Below are 19,211 nucleotides of genomic sequence, written 5' to 3' on the forward strand. Positions count from 1 at the left end.
ACCTGTCCGGCCACCCTCGCGCCCTAGTGTTCGGACACCGGTCAACACCACCGGCCCCTGGGGTCGACGAAAGCTGGTTACCCTTGATCCAAGGACCGGCAGTCCCGAACACGGAGTGAGCGTTTCCCGCGATGGCTAAACGAATCGACGTCAAAGACCTCGACATCTACTACGGGAAGTTCCACGCGGTCGACAGCGTGACGCTGTCGGTGCCGCCCCGGAACGTCACCGCGTTCATCGGGCCGTCGGGCTGCGGTAAGTCGACCGTGCTGCGCACGCTGAACCGCATGCACGAGGTCATTCCCGGTGCCAGGGTGGATGGCGAAGTACTTCTCGACGGCGAAAACATCTACGCCTCCACTATTGATCCGGTGCAGGTGCGCCGGACCATCGGAATGGTTTTCCAGCGCCCCAACCCGTTTCCCACGATGTCGATCCGCGACAACGTGGTGGCCGGTCTCAGGCTGGCGGGCACCAAGAACAAGAAGCATCTCGACGAGGTGGCCGAGCGCGCGCTGCGCGGCGCCAACCTGTGGAAAGAGGTCAAGGACCGCCTGAACAAACCGGGCGGCGGGCTTTCCGGCGGTCAGCAGCAACGGTTGTGCATCGCGCGCGCCATCGCGGTCCGGCCGGACGTCCTGTTGATGGACGAGCCGTGCTCGGCCCTCGACCCGATTTCCACGCTCGCCATCGAGGACCTGATCGGTGAGCTCAAGAAGGACTACACGATCGTCATCGTGACGCACAACATGCAGCAGGCCGCGCGTGTCTCCGACCAGACGGCGTTCTTCAACCTCGCCGGCGTCGGCCAGCCGGGCCGTCTGGTCGAGCTCAACGACACCGAGAAGATCTTCTCCAACCCCAACGAGAAGGCCACCGAGGACTACATCTCCGGCCGCTTCGGCTAAAGGCCCCACCGAAACCGATCGGTTACTGTCGGGGGGTCGCGGTAGCGTCTGGAGACGTGGTTTCGGTTCATGTGGAGAGTGTCGGCGGACGGTTTCCCCGCGCTCGTGTCGTGACGCTGGCGGGACGGGCTCTCGGCGGAATCCCGCCCACCGCGCAGATCCTGATCGGGATCGTCAGCGTGCAGGTCGGCGCGGCGCTGGCCAAACAACTGTTCGCGATCGCGGGCCCGGCGGGCACGGTGACGTTGCGCCTGTTCTTCGCCGCCGTGGTGCTGCTGCTGGTGTGGCGGCCCACGCTGCGTGCCGGGCGCCGTGGCTGGCCGGTGGTGCTCGGCTACGGCCTGATCCTCGGGATGATGAACCTCTGCTTCTACCAGGCACTCGCCCGGATTCCGCAGGGCATCACGGTGACGATCGAGTTCCTGGGCCCGCTCACGGTCGCGCTGGCGGGATCACGCCGTCTGCTCGACGCGGTGTGGGCGCTGCTGGCGGCGGGCGGAGTGGTACTGCTCGCCGAGACGCGCGGCGATCTTTCGTTGCTGGGCATTGTGTTCGCGCTGGGCGCGGCGGTCTGCTGGGGTGGCTACATCCTGCTCGGCGCGGCACTGGGCAGCCGTACCTCCGACGGCGGCGGGCTCGCGCTCGCGATGGCCGTCGCCGCGCTGGCGGCGATGCCCGTCGGCATCATCCAGACCGGTACCGGTCTGCTCACCCCGTGGGTGCTGGTCGCCGGGCTGGCCGTGGCACTGCTCTCGTCGGTCGTCCCGTATTCGCTGGAACTCGAGGCGCTGCGCCGGATCCCGCCGCGGGTGTTCGGCGTGCTGATGAGCATCGAGCCCGCGGTGGGAGCGCTGGCCGGGTTGCTGGTGCTCCACGAATCATTGCGGCCCGCACAGTGGCTGGCGCTGTGCTGTGTGGTCGCCGCTTCGATCGGCGCGACCCGCACCGCGAAGACCGGCTAGCCGGTCGGTCAGAAGTCGTCGCCCGGGCCGTAGCCGGGCATCTTGCCGGTGGCCACGAAGACCATTCGCTTGGCGACGGACACCGCGTGATCGGCATACCGCTCGTAGAAACGGCCGAGCAGCGTGATGTCGACCGCGGCGGCGACCCCGAATTCCCAGTCCTTCGCCATGATGACGCTGAAGAGGTGCCGGTGGATCTCGTCGACCCGGTCGTCGTCGGCCTCCAGCGAGCGGGCGGCGTCGACGTCCCTGGACTTGATGACCTCTTCGGTCCGGCGCGCCAGAGAGACCACGGCCTCGCCCATTTCGGAGAAATACGGGCGGACCACATCCGGCAGCGCGTTGTTGGGGTAGCGCCGCCGGGCCGCCTTCGCCACGTGCAAGGCGAGATCGCCCATCCGCTCGAGGCTTTCGGCGGCGTGGATCACCGCCAGGACCGTGCGCAGGTCGGTGGCCACCGGAGCCTGCAACGCCAGCAGGGCGTAGGCCTGCTCTTCGCACTCGGCGCGAGCGTCGTCGACCTTGGCGTCGTCTCCGATCACCCGCTGGGCCAGCGCCAGGTCGGCGTCGAGCAACGCCTTGGTGGCCGTCTCCATGGCGGTCGCCACCTGCGCCGACATCTTCGCCAGATTGCCGGCCAGTTCATCCAACTCGACGTGATAAGCCTCGCGCATGGCCACCACCTTACGGGCAGGACAGACCTGCTGCCGCATCGCCGAGTGAACCCGGAATGAACCCGCGCTAACGACTCCGGCGGTCAGGCTACGGAGCGTGTCAGCTGCGTGACTTCACGGTCGAACTCGTCTGGACGGCCGACGTCGACGGAGTCGAAGAGGCAGCGGGCGCGGACGGGTCCGGCAGCGGGGTGCCGTCGATGAGGGCCTGGAAGATCGCCTTCGCCTTGCTTTCGACGAGGACCTCGTTGCCGCGGCTGTTCGCCGTGCCGACGGTGGGCACGGTCATGAAGTTGACCTTGCTCGCGTCGAGCCCCTTCATCGACTGCGCGAGGGTGAGCATCTGGTCGACCCCGATGTTGTCGCCGAAGGTCGCCTTCGCGAACGAGGTCACGAAGCCGGAAAGCTGGCTGGGGCTGGTCATCACCCCATGCGACATCGCCTTTTCCATCAGCGCCTTGATGAACTGCTGCTGCCGCTTGATCCGGCCGTAGTCGGAGGTCGGGTCGCCGATGACGTGCCGGGCCCTGACGAAGCTGAGCGCCTGGTCGCCGGAGATGGTCACGTCCCCGGTCTGCGAAACCACCATGCCCAGCACGCTGTCCTTGATCGGCTTGTCCAGGTGGACGGTGACCCCCTGGACCGCGTCCACCATGCCCTTGAAGCCACCGAAGTCGATACCGACGAAGTGGTTGATCCTCATGCCGGTGATCTGCTGCATCCACTTGGTCAGGCAACGGGGCCCGCCGATCGCGTACGCGGTGTTCAGCTTGACCTTCGTCTCCGCCGGCACGACCTGGTCGCTGTAGTCGTTCTTCGCCACGTCGAACTGATTGCAGGCGGGCCGGGAGATCTCCAGGTCCCGGGGGAACGAGACGACCACCGCGCGGCTCCGGTCCGCCGGGATGTGGGCGAGCATCACCGTGTCCGAGCGCGCGCCCTGGACTTCGTCGGCGTTGCCGACGTTCTCTCCGGGCGTCGCGCCGATCCGGGTGTCCGAACCCGCGATCAGGAAGTTCTCGTCACCGTTCTGCGCACCGGCGTTCTGGATGTCGGCCGAATTCTCGTCGAGTGCGGAGACCTCGGTGAACTTGCTGTTGAACCAGGTCTTCGCGCCCCAGGCGGTGCCGAGGCCGAGGAAGATCAGCGCGGCGAGCACGGCCGCGGTGATCCGGCCGATCTTGATCGAAAGCTCGATCCGGCGCTGGTTCTTGTCCGGCAACGAATCCTGTGGCGCGTCGGCCTTCGCTTCGGTGGCCACCGCATCGGATTCCCCGGTGGCACGGCCCGGCGCCACCACGCGCTGCAGCCGGGTCCTGGTCTGCTCGAGCAGTTGCACCGGCCGGGAGGTGAACCTTTCCAGACGCTGTTTGCGGCGAGCCTCCTCGGCGGCGAGTTCGTCGTGCGCGGCGGAGAACCGGGCGAGCGAGTGGTCGATCTTGCGGCGAACCTTCGTGCCGTCGTCGATCGGCTCCATCTCGTCGGTCATGGTGAGCCGGTCTTCGAGCGAGGCCGACCGGCGGGCGATCGACGGACGCCCGGATCCGGGCCTGGCACCGTTCGGCGGAGGACCCGGCCGGCGCGCGGGCGGATTCGGCTGGCCGGAACGCGCGGCCGGTTTGCCCTGCTCCGATTCCGGTTCGGCCGGGGGCCGTTTCCGGGTGGGCGGACCGTCGGCGGCCGACTCGGCTTTGACCGGCCTGCGCGGCGGGAGGTCGTCGGCGGCGCGCGGCTCACCGTTGACCGGCCTGCGCGAACCTTCGGCAGGACGCGGCTCACCGTTAACCGGCCTCCGCGGACCTTCGGTAGCACGCGGCTCACCGTTAACCGGCCTCCGCGGACCTTCGGTAGCGCGCGGCTCACCGTTGACCGGCCTGCGCGAACCTTCGGCAGGACGCGGCTCACCGTTAACCGGCCTGCGCGGACCTTCGGCGGCGCGCGGTTTGCCGTTGATCGGCCTGCGCGGCGGACCATCGGCGCCGGACGGCTCGGTCTGGACCGGTCTGCGCGGCGGCGGACCATCGACGGCGGGTGGCTCGGCATCACGTCGCCGACGAGGCGGCGGGCCTTCGGGAGCGGGCGGCTCGGCCACCGGGAGACGCTGGCGAGGAGGCTGGACCGGGCGGCGCGGCGCACGATTCGGCGGCGGCGGTGGCGCGGCTCTGCGCGGCGGTTCGGACGTCCGCGGCTCCCGGCCGCGGGGTTCCGCGGCGGGCGGGGGCGCCTGGCGGCGGGCCGTGGGCGGCAAGGACGGGTGCGGATCCCGCGCGCGGCGCTCCGGCGGGTGCGGTGGCTCGGCCTCGCGTGCTCGGCCGGGCGAGTCGCCCGCGTCGAACTTCGGGCGGATGCCCGTGCGCTGCGCCACGAGGTCGGCAACGCTGATGCCGCCCTCCGTCTCGATCGATCGACGACGCCGGCCTCGGCCGGACGCGGCATCGCCCCGGGGACCGGGGCCCGCCGAACGGTCGTCTGGCACCCGGTCTCCTCTCTGTCGTTCGGGCGGGATCAACCGCCACGGGATTGATCGCCGGGGTGGCGAGCATCGTTATCGTACGGATACATCCCGTTCCTGACGACACCCACGGGGATTTTTCTTACATTCCGTGCGACAAACGGGCGAGAGAAGCGACGAACAGGGTGAACCACCCGCTCCGCTAATAGGCGAATAGCCGGGGAAAACTACGGACTGTATTCAATGCGTCTTACCGTGTCGCGGTCCGGGATCGGCCGGTCGATTCTCCCGGGCATGTCCCGCCACGGAGCGAAGCCGACCGCCGCCGGATGACTGGTATGTACCACCAGCCGTTGAACGCCGGCGTGCTCACGGTACTGGCCAAGTGGCGGAGCCGGACGGCTTTTCGACCGATCCCGCGCCCCCGCGGCCGGCCGTAGCGTTCAGGCATGACGAAAGCGCTGATCAGGAGGGCTTCCGCCGCCGCGGTGGCGGTCTACGCCTGCCTCGTGGCGGCCGCCGTGTTCTTTCCGCTGCCCGGACCCGGTGCCCACCCACCGGCCCAGACCATTCAGCTCGTGCCGTTCCAGTGGACCTCCGACGTGGGCAGAGAACTGCGGGAACGAGGGCTGTCGATCGCCCACGCGATCACCATGCCAGCGTTCGAAGGCGCGACGCTCAACGTGGCGCTGTTCGTCCCGCTCGGGATCTTCGCGCGGCTGCTGTGGAAACGCGGTGCCGTGGGTACCGGCCTGCTCGGCTTCGCCTGTTCGCTGCTCATCGAGACGACCCAACTCAGCGCCAACTGGGGTACCGCACCGTTCCAGTACCGCACCTTCGATGTGGACGACCTGATCGACAACACCACGGGCGCGCTGCTCGGCTGGGTCGTGGGCGCCGTGGTCCTGGCGCTGTGGACCTCGCGGGTTCGGATGACGAACCTGCCGCCGGCACGCGGGGTGCCGTTGGTGCTCAGTGACGGAACGGTTCCGACGAGGGCGGCGGGAGGCGAGTGGCCGCGTCGTGTTCACCCAGGCACGCCAGCCGGGCGGCTCGCCGAGCGGCCTCCCGTCGTGCGGCTCGTCGATCTTCCCAGGCGACCGTCGCGGCGGCCGCGGTGAAGAGCAGCAACACGAGCCCGAGGACGATCGCGATTTCCACGCCGCCTCCTTTGGCGTCGTCCCTTGTGTGGCAGATCACAGAGCGTACGCGTCCTTTGGTGAATTTGCCACCTTCCGGTCGGCTCGCGGGAGAACGGCCCGCGGGCGTCCGTGCCGGGGACCGCGGAAAACACTAGGATCCGGCTACCGATGGACGCCTCCACGCTCGCGGCCGCGCAGAACGCCACCATCCCCGACATCGTGGCGCCGGGACTCCACGTGTTGTTCTGCGGCATCAATCCCGGCCTGTATTCGGGCGCCACCGGACACCACTTCGCCCGGCCCGGCAACCGGTTCTGGCCGGCTCTCCACGCTTCCGGGTTCACTCCCCGACGGTTGCGACCGGCCGAGCAGGCCGAACTCCTGACCTTCGGCCTCGGCATCACGAACCTGGTCGCGAGGGCGACCGCCCGGGCAGACGAACTGACCGGCGCCGAACTGCGCGAGGGCGCGGCCGTACTGGAGGACAAGATCGCGCGGTATCGCCCGCGCTGGTTGGCCGTCGTCGGCATCACCGCTTACCGGACCGCTTTCGGGCGTCCCAAAGCCACCGTGGGCAGGCAGCCGGAGCAGCTCGGCGAGACGAAGGTGTGGGTGCTGCCCAACCCCAGTGGCCTCAACGCCCACTGGACGGCGGCGACACTGGCCGAGGAGTTCGGCCGGCTGCACCGGGTCGCGTACGCAGGGTAATCATATTTTTCGGCTTTGAAGAACCCGCGTCATACCCTCCGCGCGGGGTAGTCCGACAATGGAGTCGTGTCACAGCTGACCCGGTCCTAGCAGGGAGGATCGGATCGCGGTGCCGGGGAGACCCGGGCGGGCCGTCGAGGGGGACGACCCGCCCGCCTCCGGTCGTCCCGCACAGGTGTGACCACACCCTGGACGGAGCCGAGATGACGCACAGTAACGAAACGGGACAGGCTCCACCGCCCGCGGTAACCTCGCGCAACCTCGGAATCGCCGTCGTCGACTCCGTTCCGATCTACCGGGAAGGCCTGAGCGCCATCATTCAGCGCGCTCCGGGGATGCACTGGGCCGGGCAGGCGCCGAGCCCGCACTCCGCCCTGCAGATGGCCGAACAGGTACGCCTGGACGTGGTACTGGTCGACAGCGGCCTGGACCCGCACGGTCACCTGATCAAACTCCTGCTGGGTTCCGATCCGTCACTACTGGTCATCCTGTTGTTGCGGGATGCGCACCGCACTCCGGGTTTCCTGAGCGGTGCCCGGTCCGCCGGGGTGCACGGCGTGGTGCCGCGCTCGGTCGAGACCCGCCGGCTGGTCGAGGCGATCCGCCGGGTCCAGTTCGACCGGCGCTACGTCGACCCCACCCTGGTGCCCCTCGTCACCGCCAGCCGGTCCGGCACGCGGTCACTGGATGGTGGCGCCAAGCCGAAGCGGCCACGACTCCCGCTGTCACGCCGCGAGTACCAGGTCCTCCAACTGGTCGCCGAGGGACTGGAGAACGCGGCCATCGCGAAGATCCTGTTTCTCTCCGTGGAAACCGTCCGCACGCACGTGAAGAGCATCCTGCGCAAGCTCTCGGCGCGCGACCGGACACATGCCGTGACCATCGCTTTCCGTGGCGGGATTCTCGTCACACAACCGGATGACAGCCTCGAACGCCCCCCGACTTCCGCTCCGCCACTGGGTTTGGCCGACCACAGGATGCGGTGACGCCACTCTCGGCGCCGGTTTCAGGGGGTTCGTCCGGAGCATCCGAATGGATTTCACTTGCCGCCGGTTACCGACAGGTAATATCCTGAAGTTACCGGCCAGTAGGGGACCGACACGCGCCCAGCCGGATACCCGAACAAACGGAGCGAGCACATGGGCCACTACAAGAGCAACGTCCGAGACCTCGAGTTCAACCTGTTCGAGGTGCTCGGCGTCCAGAACCGCCTCGGCAAGGGCGTCCTGGCGGAGTCCGACGAGGAGACCGCCCGTGGCGTGCTCTCCGAGCTGAACACGCTCGCCGTCGGGCCGCTCGCCGAGTCCTTCGCCGATGCCGACCGCAACCCGCCCGTCTACGACCCGAAGACGTTCTCGGCCACCCTGCCCGAGTCGTTCAAGAAGAGCTACCGGGCGCTGTGGGACGGCGAATGGTGGCGCCTGGGACTGTCCAACGAACTGGGCGGCTTCGGCCTTCCTCCGACGGTCTGCTGGGCCGCGGCGGAACTCATCCTCGGCGCGAACCCGGCCCTGTTCATGTACCTGGCGGGCCCGAACTTCGCCGGAATCCTCGACCGCAACGGCACCGAGGAGCAGAAGCGCTGGGCGCGCATCATGATCGACCGGGGCTGGGGCGCCACCATGGTGCTGACCGAGCCGGACGCCGGCTCCGACGTGGGCGCCGGCCGCACCAAGGCGGTACTCCAGGAGGACGGTTCCTGGCACCTGGACGGTGTGAAGCGGTTCATCACCTCGGGCGACCAGGACCTCACCGAGAACATCATGCACCTGGTTCTGGCCCGCCCCGAAGGACCGGGCATCGAAGCCAAGCCGGGCACGAAGGGCCTGTCGCTGTTTCTGGTACCGAAGTTCCACTTCGACACCGAGACCGGTGAACTCGGCGAGCGCAACGGCGCCTTCGTGACCAACGTCGAGCACAAGATGGGGCTCAAGGTCTCGACCACCTGTGAGCTGACCTTCGGCCAGCACGACGTTCCGGCCAAGGGCTGGCTGCTGGGCGACGTGCACGACGGCATCGCCCAGATGTTCCAGGTGATCGAGTACGCCCGGATGATGGTCGGCACCAAGGCGATCGCCACGCTGTCCAGCGGGTACCTCAACGCACTCGAATACGCCAAGGAACGGGTCCAGGGGCCCGACCTGACGCAGATGATGGACAAGGCCGCGCCGCGCGTCACCATCACGCACCACCCGGACGTGCGACGCTCGCTGATGCTCCAGAAGGCGTACGCCGAGGGCCTGCGCGCGGTCTACCTCTACACCGCCTCGTTCCAGGACCAGATCTGGACCGGTGAGGGCGACGAGGAATCGCTGCGGCTGGCGGAACGGGTCAACGACCTGCTCCTGCCCATCGTGAAGGGTGTGGGCTCGGAGCGCGCGACCGAGCAGCTGGTGCAGTCCCTGCAGACCCTCGGAGGCTCGGGCTTCCTCCAGGACTACCCGATCGAGCAGTACATCCGCGACGCCAAGATCGACTCGCTGTACGAAGGCACCACGGCGATCCAGTCGATGGACTTCTTCTTCCGCAAGATCGTCCGCGACAAGGGACAGGCGCTGGGCTTCCTGGCCGGCGAAATCGGCAAGTTCATCGAGTCCGAGGCGGGCAACGGACGCCTGAAGAACGAGCGCGAGTTGCTCAAGCAGGCGCTGGAAGACGTGCAGGGCATGCTCGGCGCGATGATCGGCTACCTCACCGAATCGCAGGAAGACGCCAAGAGCGTCTACCGAGTCGGCCAGCACACCGTCCGGCTGCTGATGTCGGCCGGTGATCTCCTGGTCGGCTGGCAGCTACTCCGGCAGGCGGAGGTCGCGCTCGCCCGCCTCGACGAGCCGGCGACCGGCAAGGACCAGGCCTTTTATCAGGGCAAGGTCGCGGTGGCCTCGTTCTTCGCGAAGACGGTGCTGCCCGAGTTGAGCGCGCGGCGCGCGATCGTGGCGGCCGCCGACAACGACCTGATGGAGATTCCCGAAGCGGCCCTGTAGCGGGCTCCTTTTCACCGACGCCCCGGGCACCGCGCCCGGGGCGTCGTCCTTTTGTTCCCGTTGACCAGGTTTTGACGTGTTCGTTACGCGGGTATACCGGGGCCAACGGCGGATTAAGGAGATTCGATGACCCTCATCGCGATCATTACGGCGATCATTGTCGGTCTGATCATCGGAGCATTGGGCCGGTTGGTCGTGCCCGGAAAACAGCGCATCCCGATCTGGCTGACCATCGTGGTCGGCATCGTGGCCGCGTTCATCGGCACGGCCATCGCGCGCGCTGCCGGTTACGCCAACACGTCCGGTTTCGACTGGCTGGAGTTCTTCACCCAGGTCGGCCTCGCCGCGTTGGGCGTGTGGCTGGTCGCCGGCTTGTACGGCCGGAACCGGGTCACGCACTGACCGATCACCTTCGATCCGGGAGTGGAAAGCGCTTTCACGAGACGCTTTCCACTCCCGGGTTCAGGTCCGGCCGAGCGACCCGCTCCGCCGGACTTCCTTGTCTCCCAAGCATGGGACGATCTTTCAGCCGCAGCTCACGGACGGCTTCGGCGCATAACGCACCGAACGCGTGTCACGGCCGACCTCGGCGCCGGTGACCACGTCGTAGCGAATTCTGACGTCCGTGACGGTGAACCCGGGCTCGCCACCGGACGGACGGCAGGACGGCCCGGAATCCTGTTGGACCGGAGGAAGGACGACATCCTGCCACCCGCTGGTCATGCTTTCCACGTGATACCGCTTGGTTCCCCAGATTCGCACGGTCACGGTGTCTCCCGAGACGTAGGCCTGAATCGCCATGCCGCTCACCAAACTGTCGGTGAAGCGCAGGTCCGCCACCGAGCCGTCGTCACGGAAGGCTTCAGCATCCCGGCCCGGGGGATAACGGTCGACGTAGTAGCCGTGTTCGGTGTGCCCGGCGTCGGTCAGGCCCGCCAGGTAGGCCGCGTTGTAGAGCGTGCTCGCGAACTGGGAGAGACCACCGCCGATCACCAGCGGTCCCGAACCGTCCTCGTTCATCGCCGCCGGGGCGAAGCCCGTCGCCTGGGTCAGGGGGCCGATGCGCCCGGTAAGGCTGAAGGTCTGGCCCGGCCGGATGATCACGCCGCTCACCTTGTCCGCGGCGGCGGCCACGTTGGCCGCCATCACGCCCGACAGCGACCCGGTGGTGAACTCGGAGACCACCTCCCTGATGCCGATGCCCGCGGCGTCCTCGGTGGTCAGACCGGGCCGGGCGGTCTGGTAGCGGACGGTCAGATCCCGTCCGTCCGGCCGGGCGAGCACCGCCATCAGCGGGTTGAACGTGCTCGTCCAGTCGATCTTGCGCGCGTCGACCGACGGCCGGATGGCCGGAACGACGCCGGTGAAGTCGATTTCGGCGTCCTTCCCGGGTTTTTCGGTGGTCGCGAGTTGTGGCCGTAACACGTCCTGGAGCTTCGCCGCGTCGAGACTCATCTGCAGCGCGCCTCCCGGACGGGGCGCGAACCGCATCGCCGCGGCGATCGCGGCCGGTTTGAGCAGTGCGTCCGTGCCCTCGCCGTGCGCCACGACCGGCCTCGCGACCGCCGGGGCGACGACCTGGTCGAGTGTCTCGTGCACCCCCTCCGAAGTCGCGAGCACGGGGGTGACGCCAACGTCGAGGTGTATCCCGCCGTCGTCCAGCCAGTGCTGCTTGACGAGCCGCACGGCGCCCTTGGCGTCGGAAACCGCCTGCCCGGCTCGCGGTTCGACGGCGTGCGGGGTGACCTCCCCGTCGGTGCCGGGAATCGGTTCGAAGGTGATGTCGCCTTCGACCGGCAGGTGATCGAGTTGGTCGGCCACGAGTCGCGAGACCGCTCGATCGAGCGCGTCATCGTCCACGTCCGTGGCGACGGGCACCTCGTGCTTGGTGAAGAAGGATTCGATTCGGACCACCGGATCGAGCGACTGATGCCCCGCCCTGGCCAGAGTCGTGCGCCAGTCGAGGCTGAGGCCGGAAGCGGCCGGGTCGAGGGTGGTCCGGACATCACCGGCGGAAACCGGAATCGGCCGGTAGAGGCGCGGCTCCAGGTCACGCTGCAGTTTGGCTTCCGCGTCGGCGCGACTCAGCCCGCCGACATCGACACCGTCCACGACCACGCCGCGGGGCACCTTGCCCGCGTTGGCCATCAGGTCGATCGTGTAGAGCACGGCGGCGACCGCGATCAGGCCACCCGCGACCATCATCACCCGGCCGAGGAGCAGCTTCGCGCGTGAGCGATCGAAACGCGGGGGCCTGCCGACATCGAGGATCTCGTCGGCGAGGGCGTTGTCGGGAGGGACGAAGTAGTCCGAGGTCGGGCCGGCCCGGGAAACAGGCGCGGTGGCCCAGGTGTCCCACGGTCCCCGATCCGGGGCCCCGTGCGGCGAGGAGTCCTCGTCGGCCACCTACCCTCCCATCGCGCTACAAGTACAACCCCGTCCCGTGCTCCGTCCGCTCGGAGGCGACCGCGTGGATGTCGCGCTCCCGCATCACCAGGTAGGCCTCTCCCTGTACCTCGACCTCGAGCTGGTCCTCGGGGTTGAAAAGCACGCGATCGGCTACCTTCACATTACGTACACTACTGCCTACACCCAGTACATCACCCCAGGCGAGTCGGCGCGCCACCTGCGCCGTCGCGGGAATCACGATGCCGCCGCCGCTTCGCCGCTCGCCTTCCTCCGGCGCGAGCCGGACCAGCACACGGTCGTGCATCATCTGAATTTCCAGTTTGGGGCCGGGGACCGGCACACTCTTGGCGTCCGACACGCGACCAATGCTAGTTGCCCTGGTGAGCGTGGGAGAGCCTCCATGTTCCCGCGGTCTCAGGTGCCGGCGAAGACGAGCCTCAGTTCGGCCGGGCTCCCGGCCCTCAGCTGGACCGGCACGCCCCAGTCCTGGCGCACGACCCGGCACACCGGATGCTCGGCGTCCGAATCACAACTCGCCGCCTGAGCCACGATCTGCAGCACACCGCCGGGATGGCCTTCGGCCAGCCTGAGGGTGCGCCGCAACTCCGTGCCGGTGCCACCGCCGTCCACCAGGAGTTCCGGTGGCGACGCGCTGACCTCGAGCCGGGTCGGTGGCCCGTACCGGTCGTCGAGCTTTTCGCCAGGGGGTGGCGTGAACACCACCGTCAGGTCGACAGCGCCGGGCGCGAGCACGCTCGGCGGCCTGCGGACAACCTGAGCGGCGCCCGCGACCTGCGCGGATTCGCCGGCGGAAAGCCGTAAGGGGCGCAGGCGATGCGCGGCCGACTCGACTACATGAAGAGTTTCCTCGGTCACGAGGAGCCCCGACGGCTCAGCCAACCGGTCCGCCATCGTGGTGACCTTCTCGCTTTCCGGGTCGTAGCGGCGGACGGCACCGTTGTAGGTGTCCGCGATGGCGATCGTCCCGTCGGGCAGTACCGCGAGCCCAAGGGGATGCTGGAGCAAAGCTTCTTCCGCGTCACCGTCATGGTGTCCGAAGGAGAAAAGGTCCGTGCCGACCGCGGTATGCACGGAGAAGTCACCGTCGAGCCACCGCAAGGCCGACGTTTCGGCGTCGACAAGCCAGAGCCGATCGCCCTGCACGGCCAATCCGGACGTCTGCGCGAAAAACGCTTCTCGACGGTCACCGTCGCGCAGGCCTTCGACGGTCGTCCCCGCGAAGCGCGTGATGGTTCCGCGTTCCGGATCGAAAAGCCCCAGCGTGTGGTTCCCGGCCATCGCCACGACGACTCCGCCGGCGTGGTCCCACCACGCCACGTCCCACGGGCTGGTGAGATCGACCACCCGTGCGGGCCCGTCGGTTTCCCCGTCCCGCCACTGACGCCCGGTACCGGCCACTGTGGACACTTCACCGCTGGCCAGGTCGATACCGCGCAGCAGGTGCCCAGCGGTGTCCGCGACCAGCACGTGCCAGCCGACGCGCTGGGCGACATCGTCCGGCAGCACGGTCAGACCGGACGGTTCGGCGAAGCTCGCCACTTCGCTGGGCCCGTCCAACGAACCCCGTTCACCGCTGCCGAAACGTCGGAGGACCGTTTCGCCGTCGGAGCCGAGTTCGACGATCGAGTGGTGGGCGGTGTCCGCGACCAGAATGCGGCCGTCGTCAGTGGCCACCGCCTTGGCCGGAAACCGAAGGGGAGCGGGGCCGCTGTCCCTGGCGGGAACGTAGGGAGTTCCGCCACGACGAAGCGTGCCCTTCGCCTCGTGTGACACGACCTGCTCGGCGATCACGCGACGCAGCGCCCCGGCGTGCCCCTCGCCCGCCGCGACGTGCACCACGTAACCCTCCGGGTCCACGAGCACCAGCGTCGGCCATGCCTTGACCGCGTACTGCTGCCAGGTGATCATCTCCGGGTCGTTGAGCACCGGGTGGTGCACGCCGTGCCGGCGCACCGCCGCCTCGATCGCGGCCGCTTCGCCCTCGTGTGTGAACTTCGGCGAGTGCACGCCGATGGTCACCAGCACATCGGCGAACTCGGCCTCGATCGGCCGCAGTTCGTCGAGCACATGCAGGCAGTTGATGCAGCCCGAGGTCCAGAAGTCCAGCAGCACGATCTTGCCGCGCAGCCCGGCCACTTCGATCCGCTCGCCGCCGGTGTTCAACCACACATCGCCCGAGAGTTCGGGAGCGCGGACACGGGCTTGCCTTCGCTGCGCGGTCACGTGCGGATCCAACGCGCCGAGACGGCCTGGTTGTTCCCCACGACAACACCTTCGGCGCGCCTACGCTGTGGAACGGCGAAGGGGGGGCGAAAGTGGCGAGCGAACGCGGCGCCGGACCCGGCCTGAAGGGCATCAGGCGAGTCGCAGTGGTGGGATGCGGCGGTGCCGGCAAGTCCACCTTCTCGCGCCGGCTCGGCGAACTGCTCGACCTTCCGGTGGTCCATCTCGACCGGCACTACTGGCGTCCGGGGTGGGTCGAGACACCGGACGAGGACTTTCGCGCCACGCAACGAGCGCTGGTTCGCGCGGAGCGTTGGGTGATCGACGGCAACTACGCCGGCACGATGGACGTCCGGCTCCCCGTCGCCGATCTGATCGTCTTCCTCGACTTCCCTCGATGGCGTTGTCTGTTCCGGGTCGCGCGCCGGACCGTCCGGGGCTGGGGCCGGGATGGTCAGGCGCCGGGCTGTCCCGAGCGTCTGGACTGGGAGTTCCTGCGCTGGTTGTGGGACTGGCCGCGCGACGCGAGGCCTCGTGTCCTCGCGCGGCTGGACGAACACGGAGCCCGAGCGCGGCGGATCACCCTGTCCACTCCTCGCGAAGTCCGGGATTTCCTGGGCCGCCTGCGCTCCGGTGACCGGCCGCGCGGGGAGTAAATCGGGCGACAGGCGCGTTGAGAAGATATGGCTGTCGTGCTGCTGCTGTATTTGGTCGCCGAGATCGCCGCCGTCTGGGCGGTGAGTTCGGTCGTGGGGCTCTTCGGCACGCTCGGACTCCTGGTCGTCGGCGCGTTGCTGGGTTCCTGGCTCGCCCGGCGTGAGGGTGTGCGCGCGCTGCGGTCGTTGATGACCGCCGCGCAGGCGGGCCGAGGCGTGCAGAACGAGGTCACCGACGGCATGCTGATCGCGTTCGGCGGCGTGCTGATCATGGTGCCCGGGTTCGTCAGCGACGTGGCAGGCCTGGTCTTACTGGTGGCGCCCACTCGAAAGCTGGTTCGCCGTGCCTGGTTGCGCCGCGCCGAACGGCGGATGGCCGCAGGCGGCGCGAAGCGCGTGATCGTCGTGGACAGCGAGGTCGTGCCGGACGACCCCCGTCATCCGGTCATCGAGAGTCAGTGAGCGCGCTCGGCTTCGACTCGGGTTTCGGGATGTCGAAGTAACTGGTCAGCCGGACCACGGGCGCGTACTCGCCCTTCACCTTGACCTTTCCGGTCACGAACAGGGCGGCGACCGCGGCATTTCCCGTCGCCACCCGGAAGAAGTCCTCAGCGGCGATCGTGACCGTGGTCTGCGGCTCGCGTCCGAGTTCCGTACCGGATACGCAGCAGCCATCCTCGATCACGGTCTGAAACCGATCGAATCCACCCTCGCCCTGGCCTCCGTGAAAGCGCCAGGTGACCACGAAACTGAGCGAACGCGCCTTTTCCGCGAGGAACTGCTCCGACATCCGCCGGAAGGTCTCCTCGAGGAACAACGGCCGCAGTTCCGGATGCTCCGCGACAGCCCTGAGCTGCTCTTTCGACGCCCGGGCGACCACATCGACGAACGTTTCCGTGGACAGTCCGCGCAATCGCACCCCGGCCTCGGCGCGTTCGAGCATGTGCAGGGTTTCCAGCAGCCGGACGAACTGCGATGCGCTGAGTTTCCGGAAGTCGACACGCCGCGCGAGGACGTCGATCAGGTCCGCGGCCACGGCAAGACATTCTACCCGGCATCGACCAGGTAGCGTTTCTCCCCGGGAAGGAGGTCGGTGTGACCGATGACGTGAAGCCCGCACCGGCTCGGCCGCGGCGGCTACCGAGAGATGTGCGGGAACGGCAGATCCTGGACGCCGCCGTGCAGGTGTTCTCGCGACACGGCTACCACGCCGCGTCGATGGACGAGATCTCCGATGTGGCGGGCGTCTCCAAGCCCATGATCTACGCCTACCTCGGCGCCAAGGAAGACCTCTTCGCCAAGTGCGTCAGCCGCGAGGCGGCGCGCCTGCTGGAGGCGGTACGCATGGGCCTTCACGCGGACCTGCCCCCGGACATGCAGCTGTGGCACGGACTGCGCGGGTTCTACCAGTTCGTCGCCGCGCACCGCGATGGCTGGACGGTGCTGCACCGTCAGGCGCTGACCGTCGGCGGCCAGTTCGCCGGTGAGGTCAACGACCTGCGCGCCAGGGCGATCGAGATGGTCTCCACCCTGGTGGTCACCACGGGCACCAAGAAGGGTCTGGGCGATGTGGCGGAGTTCTCCGGACCCGCCCTCGCGGTGTCACTGGTGGGCGCCGCCGAGTCACTCGCCGACTGGTGGCTGGATCACCCTGACGTCTCCGACAGCGTGCTCGCGTCCTGGCTGATGAACCTCGTCTGGCTCGGCTTCAACGACCTGGTCGAAGGGGAGGTTTGGCGGCCGCAATGACGCCTTCGAGGTGAGGCACCGGCTTTCGCGCGCGCCAGAGTTCGAAGGCCCATCCGTCGCCGGTTCGCCACGAGGTGAACGCCACCGTCGAAGGCAGCGGCACGGGACGCTTGAAGCGGACATCGACGGTGAAGGAGTCGCCGAGCCTGCCTTCGAACGCGGCCAGCGCCCTCGCCTTGGTCCACATGCCGTGCGCGATCGCGGACGAGAAGCCGAACAACCGCGCGGTGAGCGGGTGCAGGTGGATCGGATTGCGGTCTCCCGAGACCTCGGCGTAGCGGCGACCGATGTCCGCGGGCAGCCGCCAGATCGCGGTGGGCGCGGGAGCGGTCGGCTGGCCGCCGCGCGCCGCCGGACCGGCGCCCTCGCCGCGCCTCAGGTAGGTGCTCACTTCTGTCCACACAGGACCGTCTTTTGTGGACAATTCGCTGAGCATGTCGAACTGGGTGCCCTTCTCGTGGGGCCGCAGGTTCTCCGCACGCACACGCAGGGCACAGGTCTCGCCGAGCCCGATCGGCCGGTGCTGGGTGATCCGGTTGGCCACGTGCACCATGCCCAGCAACGGAAACGGGAACTCCGGCTCCGTCATCAGCGCCATCTGCAAGGGAAAAGCCGACATGTGCGGGTAGGTCGGCGGTAGTTCGTCACCGAGCCGGAACCCGCAGATCCTGTTGTAGGCGGCCAGATGAGCGGGATCGATCCGGATCTCCGGCCGGACGTATTCGGTGTCGGGCAGGATTTCACCCTCGCCACGTGGCTGGAGTGCCTTGGCGTAGAGCTTGGCCAGTGACGGCGCGCCGGCCAGTTCCTTCACTTTCAATATTTCCTCCGCGAGCTTGCGCACCCCGCGATCGTGTCGGCAGGGCACTCTTTCCACATGTCAGTCACGTCAGAGGAAGAGGCGTCACGCCCCCAGGAGCGCTTGGCCGCATACGCGGACCACGTTGCCATTGACCGCCCCGGAACCGGGATTCGCGTACCAGGCGATCGTTTCCGCCACGTCGACCGGAAGCCCGCCTTGGGCAAGACTCGACAGGCGCCGGCCCGCCTCACGGATGACCAGCGGCACCTGCGCGGTCATCTTCGTCTCGATGAAACCGGGGGCGACCGCGTTGATGGTGCCGCCGCGCTCGGCGAGCGCCGCCGCCGCGTCCTGAACCATGCCGATCACGCCGGCCTTGCTGGCGGCGTAGTTGGTCTGGCCCACGTTGCCGGCGATACCGGCGATCGAGGACACCCCGACGATCCGTCCGTTCTCCCGGAGAACGCCGTCCGCCAGCAGCTTCTCGTTGATCGCCAGTGGCGCGGCGAGGTTGACCCCCAGCACCGCGTCCCAGCCCTGCGCGGTGAGATTGCCGAGCGTCCTGTCCCGCGTGATTCCCGCGTTGTGCACGACCACATCGACGCCGCCGTGCCGCTCGCGAAGGTAGTCGGCGAGCCGGTCCGGCGCGTCGTCCGCGGTGATGTCCAGCTGGAACGCGGAGCCACCGATCCGGTTCGCCACCTCGGAGAGGCCGGCACCCTGCGCGGGGATGTCGAGCGCGACCACGTGCGCGCCGTCGCGCGCGAAGACCTCGGCGATCGCCGAGCCGATGCCCCGCGAGGCGCCGGTGACGAGCGTGACCATCCCGTCCAGCGGCTTGTCCCAGTTCTCCGGCTTCCGGATCTCGGGGCTGCCGTGCGCGCCGACGCGGATCACCTGGCCGTCGACGAACGCCGACTTCGCCGACAACAGGAACCTCAGCGTGGATTCGGCCGCCTCCTCCGCCCCGGCCGCCACATAGACCAGCTGCGCGGTGGCGCCGCGCTTGAGTTCCTTGCCGACGGAACGAACGAAGCCCTCCAGGGCGCGTTGCGCGATCCGCTCACGGCCGACGGCCGATTCGGGTGGTGTGCCGAGCACGACCACCCGGCCGGACGGGGCGACCTTGCGGATCACCGGGTGGAAGAAGGCGTGAAGCTCACGAAGTTGCCGGGGATCGGTGATGCCGGTCGCGTCGAACACCAGCGCGCCATGACGCGTGTCCTTACCGGCCTCGTCGATGACCTCGATTCCGGCATCGGCCAGCTGGGCGCGCACCACCTTGTCCAGGCGTCCGCCGGGAGCCGCGCCGAGTAACGCGGGGCCCTCCAAGGGTGGCTGGCCCGGACGGTACCGGCGCAGGGCAGGCGGATTGGGCAGGCCCAGCTTGGGGACCACGAACTTCCCGAACGGGGTCCTGGTGAACTGCTGGTACCGATCGGCCATCGGGTCCCTCCTCGCGCATACCTACTGACAAGTAGGTTACTCTGGAGCCAGGGTTCCACAAGCGCAGTGGGAGGA

At 68.4% G+C, this 19,211-nt stretch carries 18 protein-coding genes; 10 read left to right on the plus strand and 8 right to left on the minus strand.

Going from position 1 to position 19,211, the window contains the following annotated elements; all coding sequences use genetic code 11:
• The first annotated feature begins 131 nt into the window (after positions 1 to 131).
• Both pstB and ACFSXZ_RS16400 read left to right on the plus strand, forming a co-directional pair.
• Positions 132 to 908 (plus strand): phosphate ABC transporter ATP-binding protein PstB, encoded by a 777-nt coding sequence (gene pstB / locus ACFSXZ_RS16395; RefSeq protein WP_378265885.1) that lies wholly within the window; start codon positions 132 to 134, stop codon positions 906 to 908.
• A gap of 56 nt (positions 909 to 964) precedes the next feature.
• Positions 965 to 1,870: an EamA family transporter gene (locus ACFSXZ_RS16400; RefSeq protein WP_378265886.1), complete on the plus strand. Its 906-nt coding sequence runs from the start codon at positions 965 to 967 to the stop codon at positions 1,868 to 1,870.
• An 8-nt stretch (positions 1,871 to 1,878) separates the two neighbouring features.
• On the opposite strand, the gene phoU is transcribed toward ACFSXZ_RS16400, so the two are convergent.
• Together phoU and ACFSXZ_RS16410 are read right to left on the minus strand one after the other, a co-directional pair.
• Positions 1,879 to 2,544, minus strand: a complete 666-nt coding sequence (gene phoU / locus ACFSXZ_RS16405) for a phosphate signaling complex protein PhoU (protein WP_378265887.1) — start codon at positions 2,542 to 2,544, stop codon at positions 1,879 to 1,881.
• A gap of 100 nt (positions 2,545 to 2,644) precedes the next feature.
• On the minus strand, positions 2,645 to 5,020 hold the full coding sequence (locus tag ACFSXZ_RS16410) for an LCP family protein (RefSeq protein WP_378265888.1): 2,376 nt from the start codon (positions 5,018 to 5,020) through the stop codon (positions 2,645 to 2,647).
• Positions 5,021 to 5,445: 425 nt separating this feature from the next.
• On the opposite strand from ACFSXZ_RS16410, the gene ACFSXZ_RS16415 reads away from it, so the two are divergent.
• From ACFSXZ_RS16415 to ACFSXZ_RS16435, 5 genes are all read left to right on the plus strand, one after another.
• On the plus strand, positions 5,446 to 6,117 hold the full coding sequence (locus ACFSXZ_RS16415; RefSeq protein ID WP_378265889.1) for a VanZ family protein: 672 nt from the start codon (positions 5,446 to 5,448) through the stop codon (positions 6,115 to 6,117).
• A gap of 189 nt (positions 6,118 to 6,306) precedes the next feature.
• Complete coding sequence (mug, locus tag ACFSXZ_RS16420; protein ID WP_378265890.1) at positions 6,307 to 6,846, plus strand: G/U mismatch-specific DNA glycosylase; 540 nt, start codon at positions 6,307 to 6,309, stop codon at positions 6,844 to 6,846.
• 203 nt (positions 6,847 to 7,049) lie between these two features.
• Positions 7,050 to 7,832, plus strand: coding sequence for a response regulator transcription factor (locus ACFSXZ_RS16425; protein ID WP_378265891.1), 783 nt, complete (start codon positions 7,050 to 7,052; stop codon positions 7,830 to 7,832).
• 153 nt (positions 7,833 to 7,985) lie between these two features.
• Entirely contained in the window at positions 7,986 to 9,830 is a 1,845-nt protein-coding gene (locus ACFSXZ_RS16430) for an acyl-CoA dehydrogenase (protein ID WP_378265892.1), read from the plus strand.
• Positions 9,831 to 9,956: 126 nt separating this feature from the next.
• Positions 9,957 to 10,232: a GlsB/YeaQ/YmgE family stress response membrane protein gene (locus ACFSXZ_RS16435; protein ID WP_378265893.1), complete on the plus strand. Its 276-nt coding sequence runs from the start codon at positions 9,957 to 9,959 to the stop codon at positions 10,230 to 10,232.
• Between the two features lie 123 nt (positions 10,233 to 10,355).
• Here ACFSXZ_RS16435 and ACFSXZ_RS16440 read toward each other — a convergent pair whose 3' ends face one another.
• The 3 genes from ACFSXZ_RS16440 to ACFSXZ_RS16450 all read right to left on the minus strand — a co-directional run bounded on the left by ACFSXZ_RS16440 (position 10,356) and on the right by ACFSXZ_RS16450 (position 14,483).
• Entirely contained in the window at positions 10,356 to 12,236 is a 1,881-nt protein-coding gene (locus tag ACFSXZ_RS16440; RefSeq protein ID WP_378265894.1) for a VanW family protein, read from the minus strand.
• Positions 12,237 to 12,252: 16 nt separating this feature from the next.
• Positions 12,253 to 12,546, minus strand: a complete 294-nt coding sequence (locus ACFSXZ_RS16445) for a GroES family chaperonin (protein ID WP_378266483.1) — start codon at positions 12,544 to 12,546, stop codon at positions 12,253 to 12,255.
• Positions 12,547 to 12,653: 107 nt separating this feature from the next.
• The gene (locus ACFSXZ_RS16450) at positions 12,654 to 14,483 is read right to left on the minus strand and encodes an NHL domain-containing thioredoxin family protein (protein WP_378265895.1); all 1,830 of its coding nucleotides are present in this window, start codon (positions 14,481 to 14,483) and stop codon (positions 12,654 to 12,656) included.
• A 92-nt stretch (positions 14,484 to 14,575) separates the two neighbouring features.
• Here ACFSXZ_RS16450 and ACFSXZ_RS16455 point away from each other — a divergent pair, with 92 nt between their 5' ends.
• Positions 14,576 to 15,139 carry a DNA topology modulation protein FlaR gene (locus ACFSXZ_RS16455; protein ID WP_378265896.1) on the plus strand — a complete coding sequence of 188 codons (564 nt, stop codon included), beginning with the start codon at positions 14,576 to 14,578 and terminating at the stop codon, positions 15,137 to 15,139.
• Between the two features lie 27 nt (positions 15,140 to 15,166).
• A complete protein-coding gene (locus tag ACFSXZ_RS16460) occupies positions 15,167 to 15,601 on the plus strand; it encodes an FxsA family protein (protein WP_378265897.1) in 435 nt (144 codons plus the stop codon).
• Here ACFSXZ_RS16460 and ACFSXZ_RS16465 read toward each other — a convergent pair.
• Positions 15,585 to 16,175, minus strand: coding sequence for an SCP2 sterol-binding domain-containing protein (locus ACFSXZ_RS16465; RefSeq protein ID WP_378265898.1), 591 nt, complete (start codon positions 16,173 to 16,175; stop codon positions 15,585 to 15,587). The two genes, ACFSXZ_RS16460 and ACFSXZ_RS16465, sit on opposite strands and share 17 nt — an antisense overlap.
• Positions 16,176 to 16,234: 59 nt before the next feature.
• Between ACFSXZ_RS16465 and ACFSXZ_RS16470 the strand changes: the two genes are divergently transcribed.
• Positions 16,235 to 16,888, plus strand: coding sequence for a TetR/AcrR family transcriptional regulator (locus ACFSXZ_RS16470; protein WP_378265899.1), 654 nt, complete (start codon positions 16,235 to 16,237; stop codon positions 16,886 to 16,888).
• Here the strand turns inward: ACFSXZ_RS16470 and ACFSXZ_RS16475 are convergent.
• Both ACFSXZ_RS16475 and ACFSXZ_RS16480 read right to left on the minus strand, forming a co-directional pair.
• Positions 16,848 to 17,708: a MaoC family dehydratase gene (locus ACFSXZ_RS16475; RefSeq protein WP_449224278.1), complete on the minus strand. Its 861-nt coding sequence runs from the start codon at positions 17,706 to 17,708 to the stop codon at positions 16,848 to 16,850. The genes ACFSXZ_RS16470 and ACFSXZ_RS16475 overlap by 41 nt on opposite strands.
• Positions 17,709 to 17,792: 84 nt before the next feature.
• Positions 17,793 to 19,136 (minus strand): 3-oxoacyl-ACP reductase, encoded by a 1,344-nt coding sequence (locus tag ACFSXZ_RS16480; protein WP_378265901.1) that lies wholly within the window; start codon positions 19,134 to 19,136, stop codon positions 17,793 to 17,795.
• Between the last annotated feature and the right edge of the window lie 75 nt (positions 19,137 to 19,211).

This window comes from Amycolatopsis pigmentata (assembly GCF_042684065.1).
GTDB classification, from domain to species: domain Bacteria; phylum Actinomycetota; class Actinomycetes; order Mycobacteriales; family Pseudonocardiaceae; genus Amycolatopsis_E; species Amycolatopsis_E pigmentata.